Source organism: Tsukamurella ocularis, assembly GCF_965138335.1.
GTDB lineage: Bacteria > Actinomycetota > Actinomycetes > Mycobacteriales > Mycobacteriaceae > Tsukamurella > Tsukamurella ocularis_A.
Map to the genome: position 1 here is coordinate 1701 of NZ_CBCSDV010000015.1, position 17593 is coordinate 19293.

A 17593-nucleotide genomic window follows, 5' to 3' on the forward strand; every position below is an offset into this window, starting at 1 on the left:
GTTGAGGAGGGTCCGGCCCCGATGTCCGCCGCCCCCAAGCCGCGTCCCCGCCCCCGGGTCCGACTGGTGAACACCGCGCTCAATCTCGTCGGCCGCCACGGCTTCGCCGACGCCGGCCTCGCCGAACTCACCGCGCAGTCGCAGGCCTCCAAGAACTCGTTGTACCAGTACTTCCCCGGCGGCAAGGCGGAGTTGGTGGAGGCGTCCACCTCGCTCGCGGGCCGTCGGCTGTTGCGGTACATCGATGCGGCAACCAGTAAGGGCGAGCCCCGCGAGTGGATCGGCCGGTTCATCGAGCTGTGGAAGCGCGTCCTCGTCCGGTCCGAGTTCCAGGTGGGGTGCCCACTGCTCGCGGCCGCCCTGGCCGACGGTGCGCCGCGCGTGCAGGACGCCGCGACCGCCGCGTACACCGAGTGCGAGCGGCGGTTCGCCACGGCGCTCGTCGAATACGGGGTGGAGGAGCGCGGCGCGCTGGTCTTCGCCTCCGTGTTCATGAGCTCCATCGAGGGCGCGGTCGCGCGTGCGCGTGCGGCCCGAGACATCTACCCGCTCACCGACGTGTACCACTCGATGATGGCCCTGCTCGACCTGACGATGGCGGCTCCGGACGTGGTGCGGGGCGCTACAGTCGCCGAATGACCGACGGCGACTACACCCTCTGGCTGGACGACTGCTACTCCGTCGATTCGGAGGGACTGCGGTCCTACGGCCGGGCCACGCGCTCACCGCACGTCCCCTATGCGAGTAGCCGGATCATCCCGCGCGACACGCCCGTTCCGCCGCTCATCGTGGCCGACCCGGTGTTCAAGGTCGCGGCCCGGCTCCTGGCCGAGCAGATCGAGGACTTCAACGTCGGTCGGTTGCTGCACGTCTCGCAGACCGTCCGGCAGGTCGAGCCGATCCACATCGGCGACGTCGCCTCGGTGGGCGCCCGGATCGCCGACCGCGTCACGAAGGCCGGCATCGACCTCTTCACCGTCGACTGCGTGATCCGGGTCGCCGGCGAGACGCGGATCGAGACCTCGAGCGTCGTCGCCTACGCGGGCGGCGACGAGGCGAACACCGACCTCGTCGACGCGGCCGCCCCCGGCATCGTCATGCACGGCGCCGTGCTCTGAGCCGCTCACTCGACGACGATCACCCGCAGGTTCCGGGGGCCGTGCACGCCCTCCACGCGGTCCAGCTCGATGTCGCTGGTGGCACTGGGCCCGCTGATCCAGGTGAGCGGGCGCACGTGGGCGCCGGTCTCCCGCAGCCGCGCCACCGCCGCCGGGACGTCGTCGACGATCCGGTCGGCGTGCACCACGCACACGTGCACGTCGGGGACCAGGGTGACGGCCCGTCGCCCCTGGCCGGGGCCGTGGTCGAGGACGATCGTGCCGGTGTTGGCGATCCCGACGGTGGCGGTGGTCACCACCGCCGCGGCGGCATCGAGTTCGTACGGCGCGAGATCGTCGTCGTCGAGCCAGGGGAGCGGGCCGGACACGAGGCCGCGCACCACGGCGTCGCCGAGGACGCCCGCACGCCCGTCGATCGGTCCGAGCGCCGCGCGGACCGTCGCACCGAGGTCGGCGGCGGCGCACCGTCGGACCTCGGCGCGGTAGTCGGCCACCCGCTCGGCGAAACGGTCGATCACGCCGAGGTCGCCCGTACCGACGGTCCGGCCGTAGACCCACGGGACCGGGGTCTCGGCGGCGTCGGCGTCCTGGACGTCGGCGAGCGCGGCCCGGACCCGGCCCAGGATCTCCGCGCGCGCGGTCATCGGTCGCGCCTTCCGCCGCGCTCGCGGGCCCACCACTGGCGGAAGGTCTCCGTCGGCGGGACCGGTGTGTCGCGCTCCGCGCTCCAGCCGCGCATCGGGCCCGGGAGCGCGCCGAAGGTCGTGCGGTTGCGGAGGATCCGGCCGCCGAGGGTGGCGGCGCGCTGCGCCGCGCCGAGCCGGAGCGGGCTGCCGAACATCCACGCGGCGCCCTTCATGGCCGCTGCCTCGGGCTTCGGGAGGCCGCCGCGCGCCTCGTCGACCACGCGCGTCCGCAGATGCACCAGCAGGTCCGGGATCGGGATCTTCACCGGGCAGGCGTCGAAGCACGCACCGCACAGCGTGGACGCGTAGGGGAGCGACGCGTCGACCTCGGACGAGGTGCCCCGCAGCTGGGGCGTCAGCACGGCGCCGATCGGGCCGGGGTAGACGGAGCCGTAGCTGTGCCCGCCCACCCGCTCGTACACCGGGCACACGTTGAGGCACGCGGAACAGCGGATGCAGCGCAGCGCGGAGCGTCCGACCTCGTCGGCGAGGACGTCCGTGCGGTGGTTGTCGAGGAGGACGATGTGCACCGCCTCCGGGCCGTCGCCGCCGCCGGCCGGCCCGGTCCAGATCGAGGTGTACGGGTTCTCCCGCTCGCCCGTGCTGGAGCGCGGGAGTACCTGCAGGAAGACCTCGAGATCGGCGAAGGTCGGCAGGATCTTCTCGATGCCCACCACGGAGATGAGCGTCTTCGGCAGGGTGAGGCACATGCGGCCGTTGCCCTCGGATTCGACGACGACCAGGCCGCCGGTCTCGGCGATGGCGAAGTTGGCGCCGCTGACGCCCACCTCGGCGCGGAGGAACTTCTCCCGCAGGTGCAGGCGCGCGGCCTCGGCGAGCCGGGCGGGTTCATCGGTGAGATCGTCCGGCGCGGGGCGGCCGACCTCCTTCATGCGGCGCCGGAAGATGTCGCGCACCTCGGTGCGGTTGCGGTGGATCGCGGGCACCAGGATGTGGCTCGGCCAGTCCTCGCCGAGCTGCACGATGAGTTCCGCGAGGTCGGTCTCCCAGGCGTCGATGCCGGCGGCGGCGAGCGCCTCGTTGAGTTCGATCTCCTGCGTCGCCATCGATTTCACCTTCACCACCTCCTCGGCGCCGGCCGCGCGGACCAGGTCGATGACGATCCGGTTCGCCTCCTCAGCGTCCCGGGCCCAGTGCACGACGGCGCCCGCGGCGGTCGCGTTGGCCTCGAACTGCTCGAGGTAGTGGTCGAGGTGGCGCAGGGTGCGGTTCTTGATCGCCTCCGCGGCGTCGCGCAGCTGCTCCCAGTCGTCGAGCTCCCCGACGACGGAGGCGCGCTTGCCGCGGATGACCTTCGTCGCGTGCGCCAGGTTGCGGCGCAGGGTGGTGTCCCCGAGGGCTTCGCGGGCGGCGGCGGGGAACGCGGGCATGCCGACGAACGTGCCGGTCACGCCGACGTGGGGATGTCCGGTGGTCACGGCCGGTCTCCTTCGGTCGATGCCAGGATCTCGGCGAGGTGGACGGTGCGCGTGCGGTCGCCGGTACGGGACATGAGCCCGCCGATGTGCGCGAGGCACGAGTTGTCGCCGGCCACGAGGTACTCGGCGCCGGTGCCGCGGACGCGCGCGGTCTTGTCCAGGCCCATCGCCACCGAGACGTCGGCGTTCTTCATGGCGAAGGTGCCCCCGAAGCCGCAGCACTGGTCCGCGTCCGGGAGTTCCACGAGGTCGATGCCACGGACCGCGCGGAGCAGGCGCACAGGGCGGTCGCCGACGCGGAGCATGCGCAGCGAGTGGCACGTCGGGTGATAGGTGACGCGGTGCGGGAAGTATGCGCCCACGTCGGTGACCCCGAGCACGTCGACGAGGAACTCGCTGAGTTCGTGGACCCGGGGCGTCAGGGCGGCGACGGCGGCGCGGAGGCCAGGATCGCGGGCGCGATCGGCGAGGCCGGCGTGCTGGTGCCGCACCGAGCCGACGCACGAGCCCGACGGTGCCACGACGGCGTCGTACCCCGAGAAGACGTCGACGAACCGGCGGACGCCGGGGATGGCCTCGTCGGCGTAGCCGGTGTTCGTGAACATCTGCCCGCAGCACGTCTGCGCCTGCGGGAACTCGACCTCGACGCCGAGGCGCTCCAGCAACCGGACGACGGCCTTCGGGGTCTCGGGCCACATCGTGTCGTTGAAGCAGGTGGCGAACAGCGCGACCTTCACGACGGTGCCGTCCGGGCGCGACAGGGACGCGGATGGGGCATGGGGATCTCCGAACGGGCTGAGTCGGAACATTCAGTGCTGTGGTCTGACCACAGGATCGACGGTAGGGTGACAGGCATCACATGTCAACCGATCGCACGCCGTACGGAAGGCCGACGACATGACGCTCGACGCACCGGACTGGCGGCCCGTCGCCCGTACGCGCACGTACCAGCTGGTCATCAGCGCGATCGAGGAGCAGATCCTCAGCGGCGCGCTCCGCGTGGGTGACGCGTTGCCGCCCGAGCGCGACCTCGCGGCGCGGCTGGAGGTGAGCCGCCCCGCGGTCCGGGAGGCGCTGCGCGTGCTCGAGGCGCAGGGCGTCGTGACCTCCGGCACCGGGAGCGGCCCGCGCGCCGGCACCTTCGTCAGCGCCGTGCCGGCGGACTCGCTGGCGCACTTCCTCCGCCTGCACATGGCGCTCACCAACTTCGAGTTCCCCGAGGTCGTCGAGGCGCGCGTCCTTCTGGAGCGCTCCTCGGTCTCGCTCGCGGCCCGCGACGCCGACGCCGCGGGGCTGGCCCCCGTCCGCGCCGCGCTCGACGCGATGGACGCCGCGGGCGACGACCGAGCCGCCTTCAACGACGCCGACACCGATTTCCACACAGCCATCGCAGAGGCCTGCGGCAACCGCCTCGTCACGACGGTGACCGTCGCCATCCGCGGGGCCCTGCGCGCGGGGATCCTCGCCGCCTTCGAGGAGATCGAGGACTGGCCCGCGCTCACCGCGGTCCTGCAGCGGGAGCACCGGGAGATCCTCGCGGCGATCGAGCAGGGGGACGCGGGTCGCGCCGCAGACGTGACCGAGGCGCACATCCGCGGCGCCTACCGTCGGCTGCCCGGCCTGCACTCGGGAACGATCGTCTGAATCGGCGCCCACTAGGGTTGGGCCGGTGATCCTCCTCCTCTCCACCTCGGACACCGACCTCCTCAGCGCGAAGGCCAGCGGCGCGGACTACCGCTGGGCCAATCCCGCGCGGATCAGCGTGGACCTCGACCTGCCCGGCCTGCTCGACGGCGCCGACATCGTGGTGGTCCGCATCCTCGGCGGCCGCCGGTACTGGGAGAGCGGCCTCGACGCGCTCGCCGCGAGCGGAAAACCGGTCGTCGTCGTCTCGGGGGAGCAGGCGCCCGACGCCGATCTCATGGAGGCCTCGACCGTCGCCGCCGGCGTCGCCACGCAGGCGCACGCCTACCTGGCGGAGGGTGGCCCCGACAATCTGGTGCAGCTGTACCACTTCCTGTCGGACACGATCCTGCTCACCGGCGACGGCTTCGCCCCGCCCGTCGCGGCGCCGCAGTGGGGGATCGTGGACCGGCCCGCGGGCCCGCAGGAGGGCCCGCGGATCGGCGTGCTGTACTACCGCGCCCAGCACCTGGCGGGGAACACCGCCTACATCGACGCACTGGCCTCGGCGATCGAGGAGCGCGGCGCGGTGGCCGTGCCGATCTACTGCGCCTCGCTGCGCACCGCCGACGACGCCCTCTTCGCCGAGCTCGGCACCCTCGACGCCCTGGTCGTGACCGTGCTCGCCGCGGGCGGCGTCAATCCCGCCGGCGCGGCTGCGGGCGGCGACGACGAGTCCTGGGACGTGGGCCGCCTCGCCGCCCTGGACATCCCGATCCTGCAGGCCCTGGCGCTGACCACCTCCCGCGAACAGTGGGAGGGCAGCGACGACGGCCTCAGCCCGCTCGACGTGGCGACGCAGGTCGCGATCCCGGAGTTCGATGGGCGCATCATCACCGTGCCCTTCTCGTTCAAGGAGATCGGCGACGACGGGCTCCCCGCGTACGTGCCGGACACCGAGCGCGCCGCCCGCGTCGCGGGCCTCGCGCTGCGGCACGCGCGGCTGCGCACGATCCCCAACGCCGACAAGCGCGTCGCGCTCATGCTCTCGGCGTACCCCACCAAGCACGCGCGGATCGGCAACGCCGTCGGCCTGGACACGCCGCAGTCGGCGCTGGAGCTCCTCCGCCGCCTCGCCGGCGCGGGCTACGACATCGGGGATCCGTCCGCGATCCCCGGGCTGGAGGCGGACGACTCCGACGCGTTCATCCACGCCGTCATCGCCCGCGGCGGCCAGGACCCGGACTGGCTCTCCGACGAGCGGCTCGACGGGAGCGAGGTCACCGTCGACCCGGACGTCTACCGGGGTTGGTTCGCGACGCTCCCGGCGGCGCTGCGCGAGCAGGTGATCGAGCACTGGGGCGAGGCCCCCGGCGGCCTGTTCACGACGGGCTCCGGCGACATCGCCATCGCCGCGCTGCGCTTCGGCAACATCACCGTGATGGTGCAGCCGCCGCGCGGCTTCGGCGAGAACCCCGTCGCGATCTACCACGACCCGGACCTGCCGCCGAGCCACCACTACCTGGCCAGCTACCGCTGGGTCGCGGACCGGGAACAGGGCTTCGGCGCCGATGCGGTGATCCATCTCGGCAAGCACGGCAACCTCGAATGGCTGCCCGGCAAGACGCTCGGCATGTCCGCGGCGTGCGGCACGGACGCCGCGCTCGGCGACCTTCCGCTGATCTACCCGTTCCTCGTCAACGATCCGGGCGAGGGCACGCAGGCCAAGCGGCGCGCGCACGCGGTGCTCGTCGACCACCTCATCCCGCCGATGGCCCGCGCCGAGAGCTACGGCGACATCGCCCGCCTCGAGCAGCACCTGGACGAGTACGCCAACGTGCAGAGCCTGGACCCGGCGAAGCTTCCCATGATCCGCCAGCAGATCTGGACGCTGCTGCAGGCCGCGAAGCTCGACCACGACCTCGGCCTCACCGATCAGCCCGACGAGGACGCCTTCGACGACATGATCCTGCACGTCGACGGCTGGCTGTGCGAGATCAAGGACGTGCAGATCCGCGACGGCCTGCACGTCCTGGGGCAGGCACCCGTCGGGGACTCGGAGACCGACCTCGTGCTCGCGATGCTGCGCGCCAAGCAGATGTGGGCGGGCGCGCTGCACACGCCGGGCCTGCGCGAGGCGCTGGGCCTGGAGGAGGACGGCACCGCGTCGAAGGCGAAGACGGACGAGTTCGAGGCCCGGGCCCGCGAGCTCGTCCTCGCCGCCGCGGCCGCCGACTGGGCACCGTCGGCCATGGCGGGCCTCACCGACGTGCCCGCCGTCGCGAGGATCCTCGACTTCGCGGCGACGGAGATCGTGCCGCGCCTGCGCCGCACGGGCGACGAGCTCGACCACGTGCTCCGGGCGCTGGACGGCGGCTTCGTGCCCGCCGGGCCGTCGGGCTCGCCGCTGCGCGGCCTGGTCAACGTGCTGCCCACGGGTCGCAACTTCTACTCGGTGGACCCCAAGGCCGTGCCGTCGCGGCTCGCCTGGGCGACGGGGCAGGAGCTGGCCGCCTCGCTCGTCGCCCGGTATCGGGACGAGCACGATGAGTACCCGAAGTCCGTCGGCCTGTCGGTGTGGGGCACCTCCGCCATGCGGACCGCGGGCGACGACATCGCGGAGGTCCTGGCCCTCCTCGGCGTGACGCCGGTGTGGGACGAGCAGTCCCGCCGCGTCTCCGGCCTGGAGGTCATCGGCCTGGAGGAGCTGGGCCGGCCGCGCATCGACGTCACCGTCCGGATCTCCGGCTTCTTCCGCGACGCCTTCCCGCACGTCGTGGCCATGCTCGACGACGCCGTCCAGCTGGTCGCGACGCTCGACGAGGCGGACGAATCCAATTACGTCGCGGCGCACACCCGCGCGGCCCTGGCCGAGCACGGGGACTCCCGTCGCGCGACGACCCGCGTCTTCGGGTCCAAGCCCGGCACCTACGGCGCCGGCCTGCTGCAGCTCATCGACTCGAAGAACTGGCGCAGCGACGCCGACCTCGCCGAGGTGTACACCGCATGGGGCGGGTACGCCTACGGCCGCGGGCTCGACGGTGCGCCGGCGGCCGACGACATGCGCGCCGCGTACCGGCGGATCAACGTGGCGGCGAAGAACATCGACACCCGCGAGCACGACATCGCCGACTCGGACGACTACTTCCAGTACCACGGCGGCATGGTCGCGACGGTCCGTCATCTCACGGGCTCCGACCCCGAGGCCTACGTCGGCGACTCGACGCGTCCCGACTCGGTGCGCACGCGCACGCTGAGCGAGGAGACCAACCGGGTCTTCCGCGCCCGCGTCGTGAATCCGCGGTGGATGGCGGCCATGCGCCGGCACGGCTACAAGGGCGCCTTCGAGATGGCGGCGACGGTGGACTACCTCTTCGGCTTCGACGCCACCGCCGGCGTCATGGCCGACTGGATGTACGAGAAGCTCACCGAGAACTACGTCCTCGATCCCGAGAACCGCAAGTTCATGGAGGAGTCCAACCCGTGGGCCCTGCACGGCATCGCGGAGCGGCTCCTCGAGGCCTCGCAGCGCGAGCTCTGGAAGGAGCCGGATCCCCAGCTCCTCGCCGCCCTCCAGCAGGCCTACCTCGAGACCGAGGGCGACCTCGAGGACCGCTGACCCCGATTGAACACTGTTCCGGTACAGCGCGACCTGGGCTTTCGCCGACCGAAACAGTGTTCAATCGGGAGCGACGGGGAACCTTTCGCCCGGTTCGCCCGTTGTAGGGGTATGAAGCTCCTCGCGTTCCTCACCTACCTCGTCGTGGAGATCGCGGCGTTCGCCGGGCTGGTGTCCTGGCTCGGTTTCGGCTGGGCGGTGCTGGCGATCATCGGCGCCACCGCGCTGGGCGTGCTCATGCTGCGGCGCACCGCCGCCGGCGTGCTGCGCGACCTCGGGCAGGCCCTCGACGGGCAGCGGTCCGCGGGCCCCGCGCTCATGGACACCGCGATCCTCGCGGCCGCCGTCTTCCTGCTCGCCGTGCCCGGCGTCGTGAGCACCGCGCTGGGCCTGCTCCTGCTGATCAAGCCTGTCCGCGCGGTGGTCCGGCCCGCGGTCGCCTACGTCGGCGCCAAGCGCGTCGCCTCATTCGTCGAGGAGTCCGGCCTGGTCACCGTCCTCGCGGGCCGGCCGCGCGGCTACGGCACCGTCGTCGACGGCGGCGTGGTCACCGACCAGGGCACCCCGGCCGAGTCCGTCGTCGACTTCGGTGGGCCCGGGCCGCGACCGGGATACCGCGAGTTGCCGCCGGCTCCGTAGTTGGCAGACTGGTCCACCGTGACCACCGAACTGCTCGTCGGCGGGCGGATCTACACGCCCACGTCCACCACCGCCACCGCGATCGCCGTCGAGAACGGCCGCATCAGCTGGATCGGGGAGGACCGCGCGGCCCGCGCCCTGCACCCGGACGCGCAGGTCACCGACCTCGACGGCGCCTTCGTCGCCCCCGCCTTCGTCGACACCCACGTCCACGTCACCGCCACGGGCCTCGCGCTCACCGGGCCGGACCTGTCCGGCGGGCCGGAGGCGGCGCGGGCGGCGCTCGCGGCGGCGACCGGCGACACCGTGATCGCCCGCGGGTGGGACGACACCACCTGGGAGCGCCCGCTCCAGCGCACCGATCTCGACGAGAACCGCGTGATCTACGCGGCCCGGATCGACGAGCACTCGGCGCAGGCCAGCACCGCCCTCCGCGCCCTCGTGCCGGGGCTGGAGGGCCTCGCCGGGTTCTCGCCCGACGGTCCGTTGACCGCTGCCGCCCACCACGCCGTCCGCGCCACCGCCTCGGCGGCGCTCACCGATGCGCAGATCACCGCCGCGCAGACCGCCGCCCTCGATGCGGCCGCCGCCGCCGGGATCGCCGCCGTCCACGAGTGCGGCGGGCCGGACATCGCGGGGGAGCGCGACTTCACTCTCCTCGGCTCGCTCGACCACGGCGTGGACGTGCGCCGCTACTGGGGTGAGGCCGCCCGCGACGCCGACCACGCCCGCGCGATCCTCTACCGCACCGGGGCCGACGGCCTGGCCGGCGATCTCTTCGTCGACGGCTCGCTGGGCAGCCGTACCGCGCTGCTCCACGCGCCGTACGCGGACGCCCCGTCGAACGGCGTGGCGTACCTCGACCAGGAGACCGTGACCGCGCACGTCCTGGCCTGCACGAGGGCCCGGATCCAGGCCGGTTTCCACGCCATCGGCGACGCCGCGGTCGCCCGGGTCGTCGCGGCCTTCGCCGCGGCCGTCGACGCCTTCGGCGGGCCCCGGGTCGCCTCCTGCGGCCACCGCGTCGAGCACGCGGAGATGGTGTCGCCGGAGGAGGCCGCGAAGCTCGGCGACTGGGGCGTCAACGCCTCGATGCAACCGCAGTTCGACGCGCTCTGGGGCGGGCCCGACGGGATGTACGCGCGGCGGCTCGGCGCGGAGCGCGCGGCGACGCTCAACGATTTCGCGCTGCTGGCGAAGAACGCCGTGCCGCTCGCCTTCTCCTCGGATTCGCCCGTCACCCCGCTCGACCCGTGGGCCACCCTGCGCGCCGCGACGCAGCACCACACGCCCGGCAGTGCGATCTCGCCGCGCGCGGCCTTCGCGGCCGCCACCCGCGGGGCCTGGCGCGCCGGGGGAGTCCGCGACGGCGTCGCCGGGACGCTGGTCCCCGGCGCGCCCGCGACGTTCGCGGTCTGGGACGCCGACGAGCTGGTGGTCCGCGCACCGTCGGACGCCGTGCAGCGCTGGTCGACCGATCCCCGCGCGGGGGTGGCCCCGCTGCCCGACCTCGCGCCGGGCGCGCGCCTGCCGCTGTGCCTGCGCACCGTGGTCGACGGCCGGACGGTGTTCGCGGCGTGAACCTCCTGGTCCGCGGGGGCGCCGCGCTCCTCGCCGGCGTCGCGCTGTTCTTCGCCTTCCCGCCCGCCGGACTGTGGTGGCTGGCGCCCGTCGGCGTCGCCGTGCTCGTGGCCGTCCTCACCGTGCCCGCACGGGTCACCCTGCGCGGCGGATTCCTCTATGGCTTCCTCGCCGGGCTGGGCCTGTTCGTCCCGCTCCTCAAATGGATCGACTCCATGGTGGGCGCGCTGCCGTGGATCGGCCTCGGCATCACGTGCGCCCTGTACTACGGCCTGTTCGGGCTCATCGCGGCGCGCGTCGCCCGCGCCCCCGGTGGCCCCGTCTGGGTCGCCGCGACGTTCGCCGTCACCGAATGGGCGCGCGCTTCCTTCCCCTTCGGCGGATTCCCGTGGGGGAGGCTCGCCTTCAGCCAGGCCGACGGTCCGCTGCTGGCCCTGGCCCGGTACGTCGGCGCGCCCGGCCTGTCCTTCGCCGTCGCCCTGCTCGGTGCGTGCCTGGCCGCTGCGGCGGTGGCGGCGTACCGCCGCGCGGACCGTCGGACGTACCTGCTGCCCGCGGCCGCGGCGGCCGTCGTGGCGATCGGCACCGCCGCCGCCTGGCCGTTCGTGGGCGCGGCGTCGGAGGGCCGGACCGTGTCCATCGCGGCGATCCAGGGGAACGTGCCCGAACAACGCTGGGACGTCGCGACCCAGCGCGAGGCCGTGCTCACCAACCACCTGAACGAGACGCACCGGCTCGCGACGGAGGTGCGGGAGGGGCGGCAGAAGCAGCCCGACGTGGTGATCTGGCCGGAGAACTCCTCCGACGTCTCGCCGGAGCGCGATCCGGACGTCGCGGCCCGGATCCGCGCCGCGGCCGCCGACGTGCGCGCCCCGATCCTCGTCGGGACGGTGCACTACGACGGTACCGGCCGCTACTACAACAGCATGATCCTCATCGACGCGTCGGGCGCGTTGGAGCGGCACGACAAGGCGATCCTGCAGCCGTTCGGCGAGACCATGCCGATGCGCGGCTTCTTCCGCCTGTTCAGCGACTACGTGGACCTCGCGAACGACTTCACGCCCGGCACCGGTACCGGTGTGGTCAGTCCGAACGGCATCCCGCTCGGGGTGGCGACCTGCTACGAGGTGGCCTTCGACCGGGCACTGCGCGGGTCCGTCGAGAACGGCGCGCAGGTGCTCACCGTGCCCACCAACAACGCCACCTTCGGCCGCACCGGCATGACCTACCAGCAGCTCGGCATGTCCCGGGTGCGGGCGGTCGAGCTGGACCGCGACGTGGTGGTCGCGGCCACCACCGGGGTCAGCGCACTGGTGCGCCCCGACGGCGAGGTGACCCGGCAAACGAGCATCTGGACGAACGATCACCTCGTGGAGACGATCCGGCTGCGCGACGGCCTCACTCCTGCCGCGCGGCTGGGGAATTGGGGCGAGGTCGTGTTCCTCCTGGCCACCCTCTGCGGAATCGCGATGGCGATAAGGCACGATGGAGGTCTGTTTCAGCCCCGCCCACGGACCGAGGAACCTGCATGAGTGAGACGTCAGCGCCGTCGTCGAAGACGCTGGTGATCATCCCCACGTACAACGAGCTGGAGAACCTGCCGCTCATCGTGGGCCGGCTGCACCGCGCGCAGCCCGGCGTCGACGTGCTCGTGGTCGACGACAACAGCCCCGACGGGACCGGCGACCTCGCCGACACGATGGCCGCGGAGGACCCGCGGATCCACGTGCTGCACCGGGCCGAGAAGAACGGCCTCGGCGGCGCCTACATCGCAGGCTTCCGGTGGGCCCTCGAGCGCGACTACCGCGTGATCGTCGAGATGGACGCCGACGGTTCGCACGCCCCGGAGCAGCTCGAGCGACACCTCGCGGCGATCGACGCCGGCGCCGACCTGGTGATCGGATCGCGCTACGTCTTCGGCGGCAAGACCGTGAACTGGCCCCTGTCGCGCCAGCTCATCTCGCGCGGCGGCAACGTCTACAGCCAGATCATGCTGGGCACCCGGATCCGGGACATCACCGGCGGCTACAAGGCCTTCCGGCGCGAGACCCTCGAGGGCCTCGGCCTCGACGAGGTGGAGTCGCTGGGATACAGCTTCCAGATCGACCTGACGTGGCGCGCGGTGCAGGCCGGGTTCTCCGTGGTCGAGGTGCCCATCACCTTCACCGAGCGCGTGATCGGCGACTCCAAGATGAGCGGCTCCATCTTCAAGGAGGCGGCCACCCTGGTGCCGAAGTGGGGCCTCCAGGCCCGCCGGCGCAAGCTGCAGAAGCTGCGCGGCAAGTAGGACCGCGAGAACGCCGAAGGGCCCCGGATCTCTCCGGGGCCCTTCGTGTTCGTCGGACGAACCTCGCGCCTACTTACCGCGCCGCGCCTTGAGCAGGTCCAGCCGCTCCTTGAGGAGCTCCTCGAGCTCACCCTCGGACCGCCGCTCCAGGAGCATGTCCCAGTGCGTGCGCGGCGGCTTCGCCTTCTTCTCCTCGGGTGCGACCCCGTCGATCAGGGTGCCCTCGAGCCCGTTCTTGCACAGCCAGGTGCCGGGGATCTCGGCGTCGTCCGCGAACGGGACGTCGAACTCCTCACCGTTGTCCGTGCGGTACCGCGCCACCCGGCGCGGAGCGAGGTCGTGGTCCCGATCCGTCTCATAGCTCACCGCGCCCAGGCGGCTGCCCCGTAGAACTCGATCTGCCATGCTTCTCCCAACCTCTCGCCTACGCCGAACATTCCCAGTCTACCCGGTTCATTAGACTGCGGCCCATGACCACCGCTCGCCGTCGCAGGTCCGCCGCGTGTGCCTGGTGCGGGCGCGAGGTCGTCACGGAGGGGCCCGGGCGCACCCGCAAGTACTGCCGCCGGTCGTGCCGGCAGCGCGCCTACGAGGCCCGCAACGCCCTCGCCGGGACGTCCCTGCCCCCGGATTCGGTGGTCCTCACCGCGGACGAGGCCGAGTCGGTCGGGGAGCGTATGTTCGAGGTGCGCTGCGCGGCCGAGGACGTGCGCACCGCGATCGCCGAGGGCGCCGACCGGGATGAACTCGCCGAACTCGCGGACCGGCTCGTCGAGACCGCGCGCGCCGCCGAACGCCTGCGCTGACCCGCGCCGAATCACGAGAGGGAACGTCGATGACCCACGCCCGGACCCGGTTCGCCGCGGTGATCCTCGCGATGCTGCTCGCCGTCGCGTCCTGCGCCTCGGACAAGCCCACCCCGGTGATCTCGCAGGAGCCCGCGCCGCCCGCCCCGGCGGCGCTGCCCGCGAACTGGAACGAGTCGACCGTGCAGGTGCCGGCCGACGCCGGCGCCGCGACCTACGTCTCGCCGAGCAACCCGCAGCGGCTGCGCGCCGCCCTGATCCTGGCCGGGCCGGACCGGGCGGGCCAGGTCGCCGCGCGCGAGCTCTCGGTGATGCTCGCGCAGCACGGCGTGGCCTCGCTCCGCTTCGACGGCGCACCGTCGGGCAGCCCGGGCTACGCGGCCCTGGTGGACCGGGCCGGGAAGGGCCTCACCGCGCTCGCCGAGCGTGCGGGCCTGGGCGACGACCGGCTGCTCGCCGTCGGCCACGGCACCGCGGCGGCCCTGGCGCTCGCGCTCGGCACGGGCGGCACCGGCCGCGCGGCCGTGCCGATGGCCCTCGTCGAACCCGTGCTCTCGGGCCTGCCGGCAGGGACCCCCGACGTGCTGCGGACCGCCATGACCCTGCCGCCGCAGAAGCACAACATCGTGACCTGCTCCGACGCGGACGTCGCCGTCGACTGCTCCGCGACGCAGGACCTGGCCGACGTGATGACCGGCACCCACGCGAACTACGTGCGCCTGCGCGGGGTGAGCCACGCCCTGCAGGAGGACGCCTCGCGCGACCCCGCGAAGTATGGGAGCGATCTGCCCTTCTCCGCCACCCTGTACCGCTCCCTGGGCTCGTGGGTGGCGATGCAGTGACCCGCGGGCACCGGGCCGCCCGCGGCGCACCCGCGCTCGCGGCCGGAGCCGCCGTGGCGTGGTCCAACGCGGTGCTGCCCCGGCTCGCGGATCGGTTCGGCCGGCGCCGGGATGCCCGCTCGGCCGCAACGCTCGCCTTCTGCGCGGCCGACGCCGCGCTCGCCCGGTCGCGCGTGCCGACCGCGGCCGGCATCGCCGTCGGGGGAGCGCTCACGGTCGCCGGCCTGACCCTGGTGCGGCCCGTGCGGCGGGAGGCACCGTCCAACCGGGCGAAATGGGTCCTGGTGGACATCCCGCTCGGCACGGCGCTGCCGGAGGAACTGCTCTTCCGCGGTGCGCTCACGCCGGCGCTGCAGTCGGCGTACGGCAGGCGGACCGGCGCCGTGGCGGGGCCGCTCGCGTTCGGGCTGTGGCACGTCGGTGCCGCACGCAGCGCTCACGACCCCGTATTTCCGACAATCGGCGTCACCGCCGGTTTCGGGGCCCTGATGGATGCGCTGGCACGGAGAACCGGCAGGTGGTGGCCCTGTTTCCTGGCCCACTGGATGCTTAACGGTACCGGTGCGATCCTCAGCTCCGGTTCAGTGATTTCTTCACCTGAGCCCCTCGACCCGTAGAATCGTGCGCAAAGCTTGATACCGCAGGAGGAACAACGATGACTGACCGGAACCTCGGTCCCACCGGCGTCAACCGGCGCGGATTCGCGCGCCTCGGCGCGGGCGCGGCAGCGGCGATCGTCGCGGCCACGGCCTCCGCGGCCGTCGCGGGCGCAGCTCCCACGACCCCGGCGCGTCCGACCACGCCCCGCCCGACGGGTCCGTCGACGCCGGCCGGCGCCACCGAGACGAGCGAGACCGTCGCGGCCTCGCCCGAGCCTCCCGTCGCCACCAAGACCGGCTGGGTCGCCCTCGCGGACGACAACACCAAGCAGATCACCGTCTGGCACGACGGCGAGGTCGTCAAGACCATGCCGACGTCCTTCGGCACGAACAAGCACCCGACGCCGAACGGTGTGTACTACACCATGGAGAAGAAGCGCGACATGTACATGGACTCGTCCACGTACGGCGTGCCGGTCGACTCCCCGGAGGGCTACCGCACCTACGTCGAGTACGCGACGCGCATGTCGTGGAGCGGCATCTTCGTGCACGCCGCCCCGTGGTCGGTGAACCAGCAAGGCGTCTCCAACGTGAGCCACGGCTGCCTCAACGTGAGCACCGCCAACGGCAAGTACTTCTACGACAACTTCCCGATCGGCTCGCCGATCGTGGTGCGCAACACCGTCGGCGGCACCTACGTGCAGGGCTCCTGAGCCCCGACGCACGACGAACGAACCCGCCCCCTCCGTGTCGGAGGGGGCGGGTTCGTCGTTGCGGATCAGGCGATCAGACGCCGGCCTTCGACGGCGCCGCGACGGTACCGAACTTCAGCTCGGGCGCGTCGACGCGCGAGCGCTGGTAGTCGAGCGAGTCGAGCACGAAGTTGTGCCGGATCATCCAGGGCTGCTCGGTGGCGGCCTTGGGCATCGCGTCGGGCGAGCGCTGCACGTAGCCCGAGCTCAGGTCCAGGGCGGGGTGCTCGGTGAGCACCTTGCCGCCGACCTCCGGCTCGACGTGCGTGTAGCCCTTGACCACCATGTGGTTGAGCAGGCGCGCGATACCGCGGGCCGAGATGTCGGCGCGCAGCGTCCACGAATTGTTGGTGTAGCCGATGATGAACGCGAAGTTCGGCACGCCCTCGAGCATGTAGCCGTTGTAGGCGAACTTGTCGTTGGGCTTGATCGGGGCACCGTCGACGTTGACCTCGACGCCGCCGAAGGCGAGCAGCTGCAGGCCGGTCGCCGTGATGACGATGTCGGCCTCGAGCTCGCGGCCCGACGACAGCCGGATGCCCTTCTCCGTGAAGGTGTCGATGGTGTCGGTGACCACCTCCGCCTTGCCGTCCTTGATGGTCTTGAACAGATCGCCGTTGGGGACGACGCAGAGGCGCTGGTCCCAGGGCTCGTACTTGGGCTTGAAGTGGACGTCCACGTCGTAGCCCTCGGGGAGCATGGCCTGGTTGAGCTTGCGCAGGAACTTGCGCGAGGTCTTCGGGAAGGAGCGCGCCAGCACGTACTGGCCGACGTTGATGACGGCGTTGACGTTGCGGGTGATGTTGTGCGAGACCGTCGCGGGCAGCACCTTGGCGCCGAACTTGGTGAGCGGGTCGGCATTGGGCACCGGCAGCACGTACGTGGGGGAGCGCTGCAGCATGGTGATGTGCTCGACGTCGTCGGCCATCGACGGGATCAGGGTGATGGCGGTGGCGCCCGACCCGATCACGACGACCTTCTTGCCCTGGTAGTCCAGGTCCTCGGGCCAGTGCTGCGGGTGCACGACCTGGCCCTGGAACTGGTCGACGCCGGGGAAGGGCGGCTCGTACCCGGCCTCGTAGTCGTAGTAGCCGGTGCACGCCACGAGGAAGCGCGCCTGGTAGACGACCTGCTCACCCTCGCGCTCGGCCGTCACCGTCCACAGGTCGGTCCGCGAGTCGAAGTCGACGGTGCCGACCTTGGTGTTGAAGCTGATGTTCTTGTCGATGCCGAACTTCGCGGCGGCCTCTTCGATGTAGGCCTTGATCTCCGGGCCGCTGGCGAGGCGGTTCGTGCCCTTCCAGGGCAGGAACGGGTAGCTCAGGCTGAAGATGTCCGAGTCCGAGCGGATGCCGGGGTACTTGAACAGGTCCCAGGTGCCGCCCATCTCGGCGCGCTGCTCGAGCACGGCGTAGCTGAACTGCGGGATCTCGTTCGACACGCGGTAGGCGGTGTCGATGCCGGCGAGTCCGGCGCCCACGATGAGCACGTCCTTGTAGATCGCCTCGGGATTGGCCACGGGAGCCTCCTCGTTGAAGTGGTGACGGTCCCGGCGGTGGCTGCCTACTGAGACCAGTTCAATAACGTTCCCGCCATGCTACA

At 72.3% G+C, this 17593-nt stretch carries 17 protein-coding genes; 12 read left to right on the plus strand and 5 right to left on the minus strand.

What is annotated here, in order from left to right; all coding sequences use genetic code 11:
* Both ACNAYW_RS14360 and ACNAYW_RS14365 read left to right on the plus strand, forming a co-directional pair.
* On the plus strand, window positions 1-639 hold a 639-nt coding region (locus ACNAYW_RS14360), incomplete at its 5' end, for a TetR/AcrR family transcriptional regulator (protein WP_415850362.1).
* Window positions 636-1118 carry an FAS1-like dehydratase domain-containing protein gene (locus ACNAYW_RS14365; RefSeq protein WP_415850363.1) on the plus strand — a complete coding sequence of 161 codons (483 nt, stop codon included), beginning with the start codon at window positions 636-638 and terminating at the stop codon, window positions 1116-1118. The genes ACNAYW_RS14360 and ACNAYW_RS14365, both read left to right, overlap by 4 nt.
* A 5-nt stretch (window positions 1119-1123) precedes the next feature.
* Here the strand turns inward: ACNAYW_RS14365 and ACNAYW_RS14370 are convergent, their stop codons facing one another.
* The 3 genes from ACNAYW_RS14370 to ACNAYW_RS14380 are packed head-to-tail and all read right to left on the minus strand — an operon-like array spanning window position 1124 to window position 3980.
* Window positions 1124-1762, minus strand: coding sequence for a LutC/YkgG family protein (locus ACNAYW_RS14370; RefSeq protein ID WP_415850364.1), 639 nt, complete (start codon window positions 1760-1762; stop codon window positions 1124-1126).
* On the minus strand, window positions 1759-3195 hold the full coding sequence (locus ACNAYW_RS14375; protein ID WP_415850473.1) for a LutB/LldF family L-lactate oxidation iron-sulfur protein: 1437 nt from the start codon (window positions 3193-3195) through the stop codon (window positions 1759-1761). The genes ACNAYW_RS14370 and ACNAYW_RS14375 overlap by 4 nt, the downstream gene beginning before the upstream one ends.
* A 44-nt stretch (window positions 3196-3239) precedes the next feature.
* The gene (locus tag ACNAYW_RS14380) at window positions 3240-3980 is read right to left on the minus strand and encodes a (Fe-S)-binding protein (protein ID WP_415850365.1); all 741 of its coding nucleotides are present in this window, start codon (window positions 3978-3980) and stop codon (window positions 3240-3242) included.
* A gap of 160 nt (window positions 3981-4140) precedes the next feature.
* Here ACNAYW_RS14380 and ACNAYW_RS14385 point away from each other — a divergent pair, with 160 nt between their 5' ends.
* From ACNAYW_RS14385 to ACNAYW_RS14410, 6 genes are all read left to right on the plus strand, one after another.
* Window positions 4141-4887, plus strand: coding sequence for a FadR/GntR family transcriptional regulator (locus ACNAYW_RS14385; protein ID WP_415850366.1), 747 nt, complete (start codon window positions 4141-4143; stop codon window positions 4885-4887).
* A gap of 25 nt (window positions 4888-4912) precedes the next feature.
* Window positions 4913-8485 carry a cobaltochelatase subunit CobN gene (gene cobN / locus ACNAYW_RS14390; protein ID WP_415850367.1) on the plus strand — a complete coding sequence of 1191 codons (3573 nt, stop codon included), beginning with the start codon at window positions 4913-4915 and terminating at the stop codon, window positions 8483-8485.
* Between the two features lie 111 nt (window positions 8486-8596).
* Window positions 8597-9124, plus strand: coding sequence for an FxsA family protein (locus ACNAYW_RS14395; protein ID WP_415850368.1), 528 nt, complete (start codon window positions 8597-8599; stop codon window positions 9122-9124).
* Between the two features lie 18 nt (window positions 9125-9142).
* Window positions 9143-10705, plus strand: a complete 1563-nt coding sequence (locus tag ACNAYW_RS14400) for an amidohydrolase (RefSeq protein ID WP_415850369.1) — start codon at window positions 9143-9145, stop codon at window positions 10703-10705.
* Window positions 10702-12237, plus strand: coding sequence for an apolipoprotein N-acyltransferase (gene lnt / locus ACNAYW_RS14405; RefSeq protein ID WP_415850370.1), 1536 nt, complete (start codon window positions 10702-10704; stop codon window positions 12235-12237). Before ACNAYW_RS14400 ends, lnt begins: the two co-directional genes overlap by 4 nt.
* Window positions 12234-12992: a polyprenol monophosphomannose synthase gene (locus tag ACNAYW_RS14410; protein ID WP_415850371.1), complete on the plus strand. Its 759-nt coding sequence runs from the start codon at window positions 12234-12236 to the stop codon at window positions 12990-12992. Before lnt ends, ACNAYW_RS14410 begins: the two co-directional genes overlap by 4 nt.
* Window positions 12993-13061: 69 nt before the next feature.
* On the opposite strand, the gene ACNAYW_RS14415 is transcribed toward ACNAYW_RS14410, so the two are convergent.
* Window positions 13062-13397, minus strand: coding sequence for an RNA polymerase-binding protein RbpA (locus tag ACNAYW_RS14415; RefSeq protein ID WP_068525672.1), 336 nt, complete (start codon window positions 13395-13397; stop codon window positions 13062-13064).
* 65 nt (window positions 13398-13462) lie between these two features.
* On the opposite strand from ACNAYW_RS14415, the gene ACNAYW_RS14420 reads away from it, so the two are divergent.
* The 4 genes from ACNAYW_RS14420 to ACNAYW_RS14435 are packed head-to-tail and all read left to right on the plus strand — an operon-like array spanning window position 13463 to window position 15952.
* Complete coding sequence (locus tag ACNAYW_RS14420; protein ID WP_415850372.1) at window positions 13463-13798, plus strand: hypothetical protein; 336 nt, start codon at window positions 13463-13465, stop codon at window positions 13796-13798.
* Between the two features lie 29 nt (window positions 13799-13827).
* Window positions 13828-14640, plus strand: coding sequence for a hypothetical protein (locus tag ACNAYW_RS14425; RefSeq protein WP_415850373.1), 813 nt, complete (start codon window positions 13828-13830; stop codon window positions 14638-14640).
* Window positions 14622-15257 (plus strand): CPBP family intramembrane glutamic endopeptidase, encoded by a 636-nt coding sequence (locus ACNAYW_RS14430; protein ID WP_415850374.1) that lies wholly within the window; start codon window positions 14622-14624, stop codon window positions 15255-15257. The genes ACNAYW_RS14425 and ACNAYW_RS14430 overlap by 19 nt, the downstream gene beginning before the upstream one ends.
* A gap of 38 nt (window positions 15258-15295) precedes the next feature.
* On the plus strand, window positions 15296-15952 hold the full coding sequence (locus ACNAYW_RS14435; RefSeq protein ID WP_415850375.1) for a L,D-transpeptidase: 657 nt from the start codon (window positions 15296-15298) through the stop codon (window positions 15950-15952).
* Window positions 15953-16025: 73 nt separating this feature from the next.
* Here the strand turns inward: ACNAYW_RS14435 and ACNAYW_RS14440 are convergent, their stop codons facing one another.
* The gene (locus ACNAYW_RS14440) at window positions 16026-17510 is read right to left on the minus strand and encodes a flavin-containing monooxygenase (RefSeq protein WP_415850376.1); all 1485 of its coding nucleotides are present in this window, start codon (window positions 17508-17510) and stop codon (window positions 16026-16028) included.
* Between the last annotated feature and the right edge of the window lie 83 nt (window positions 17511-17593).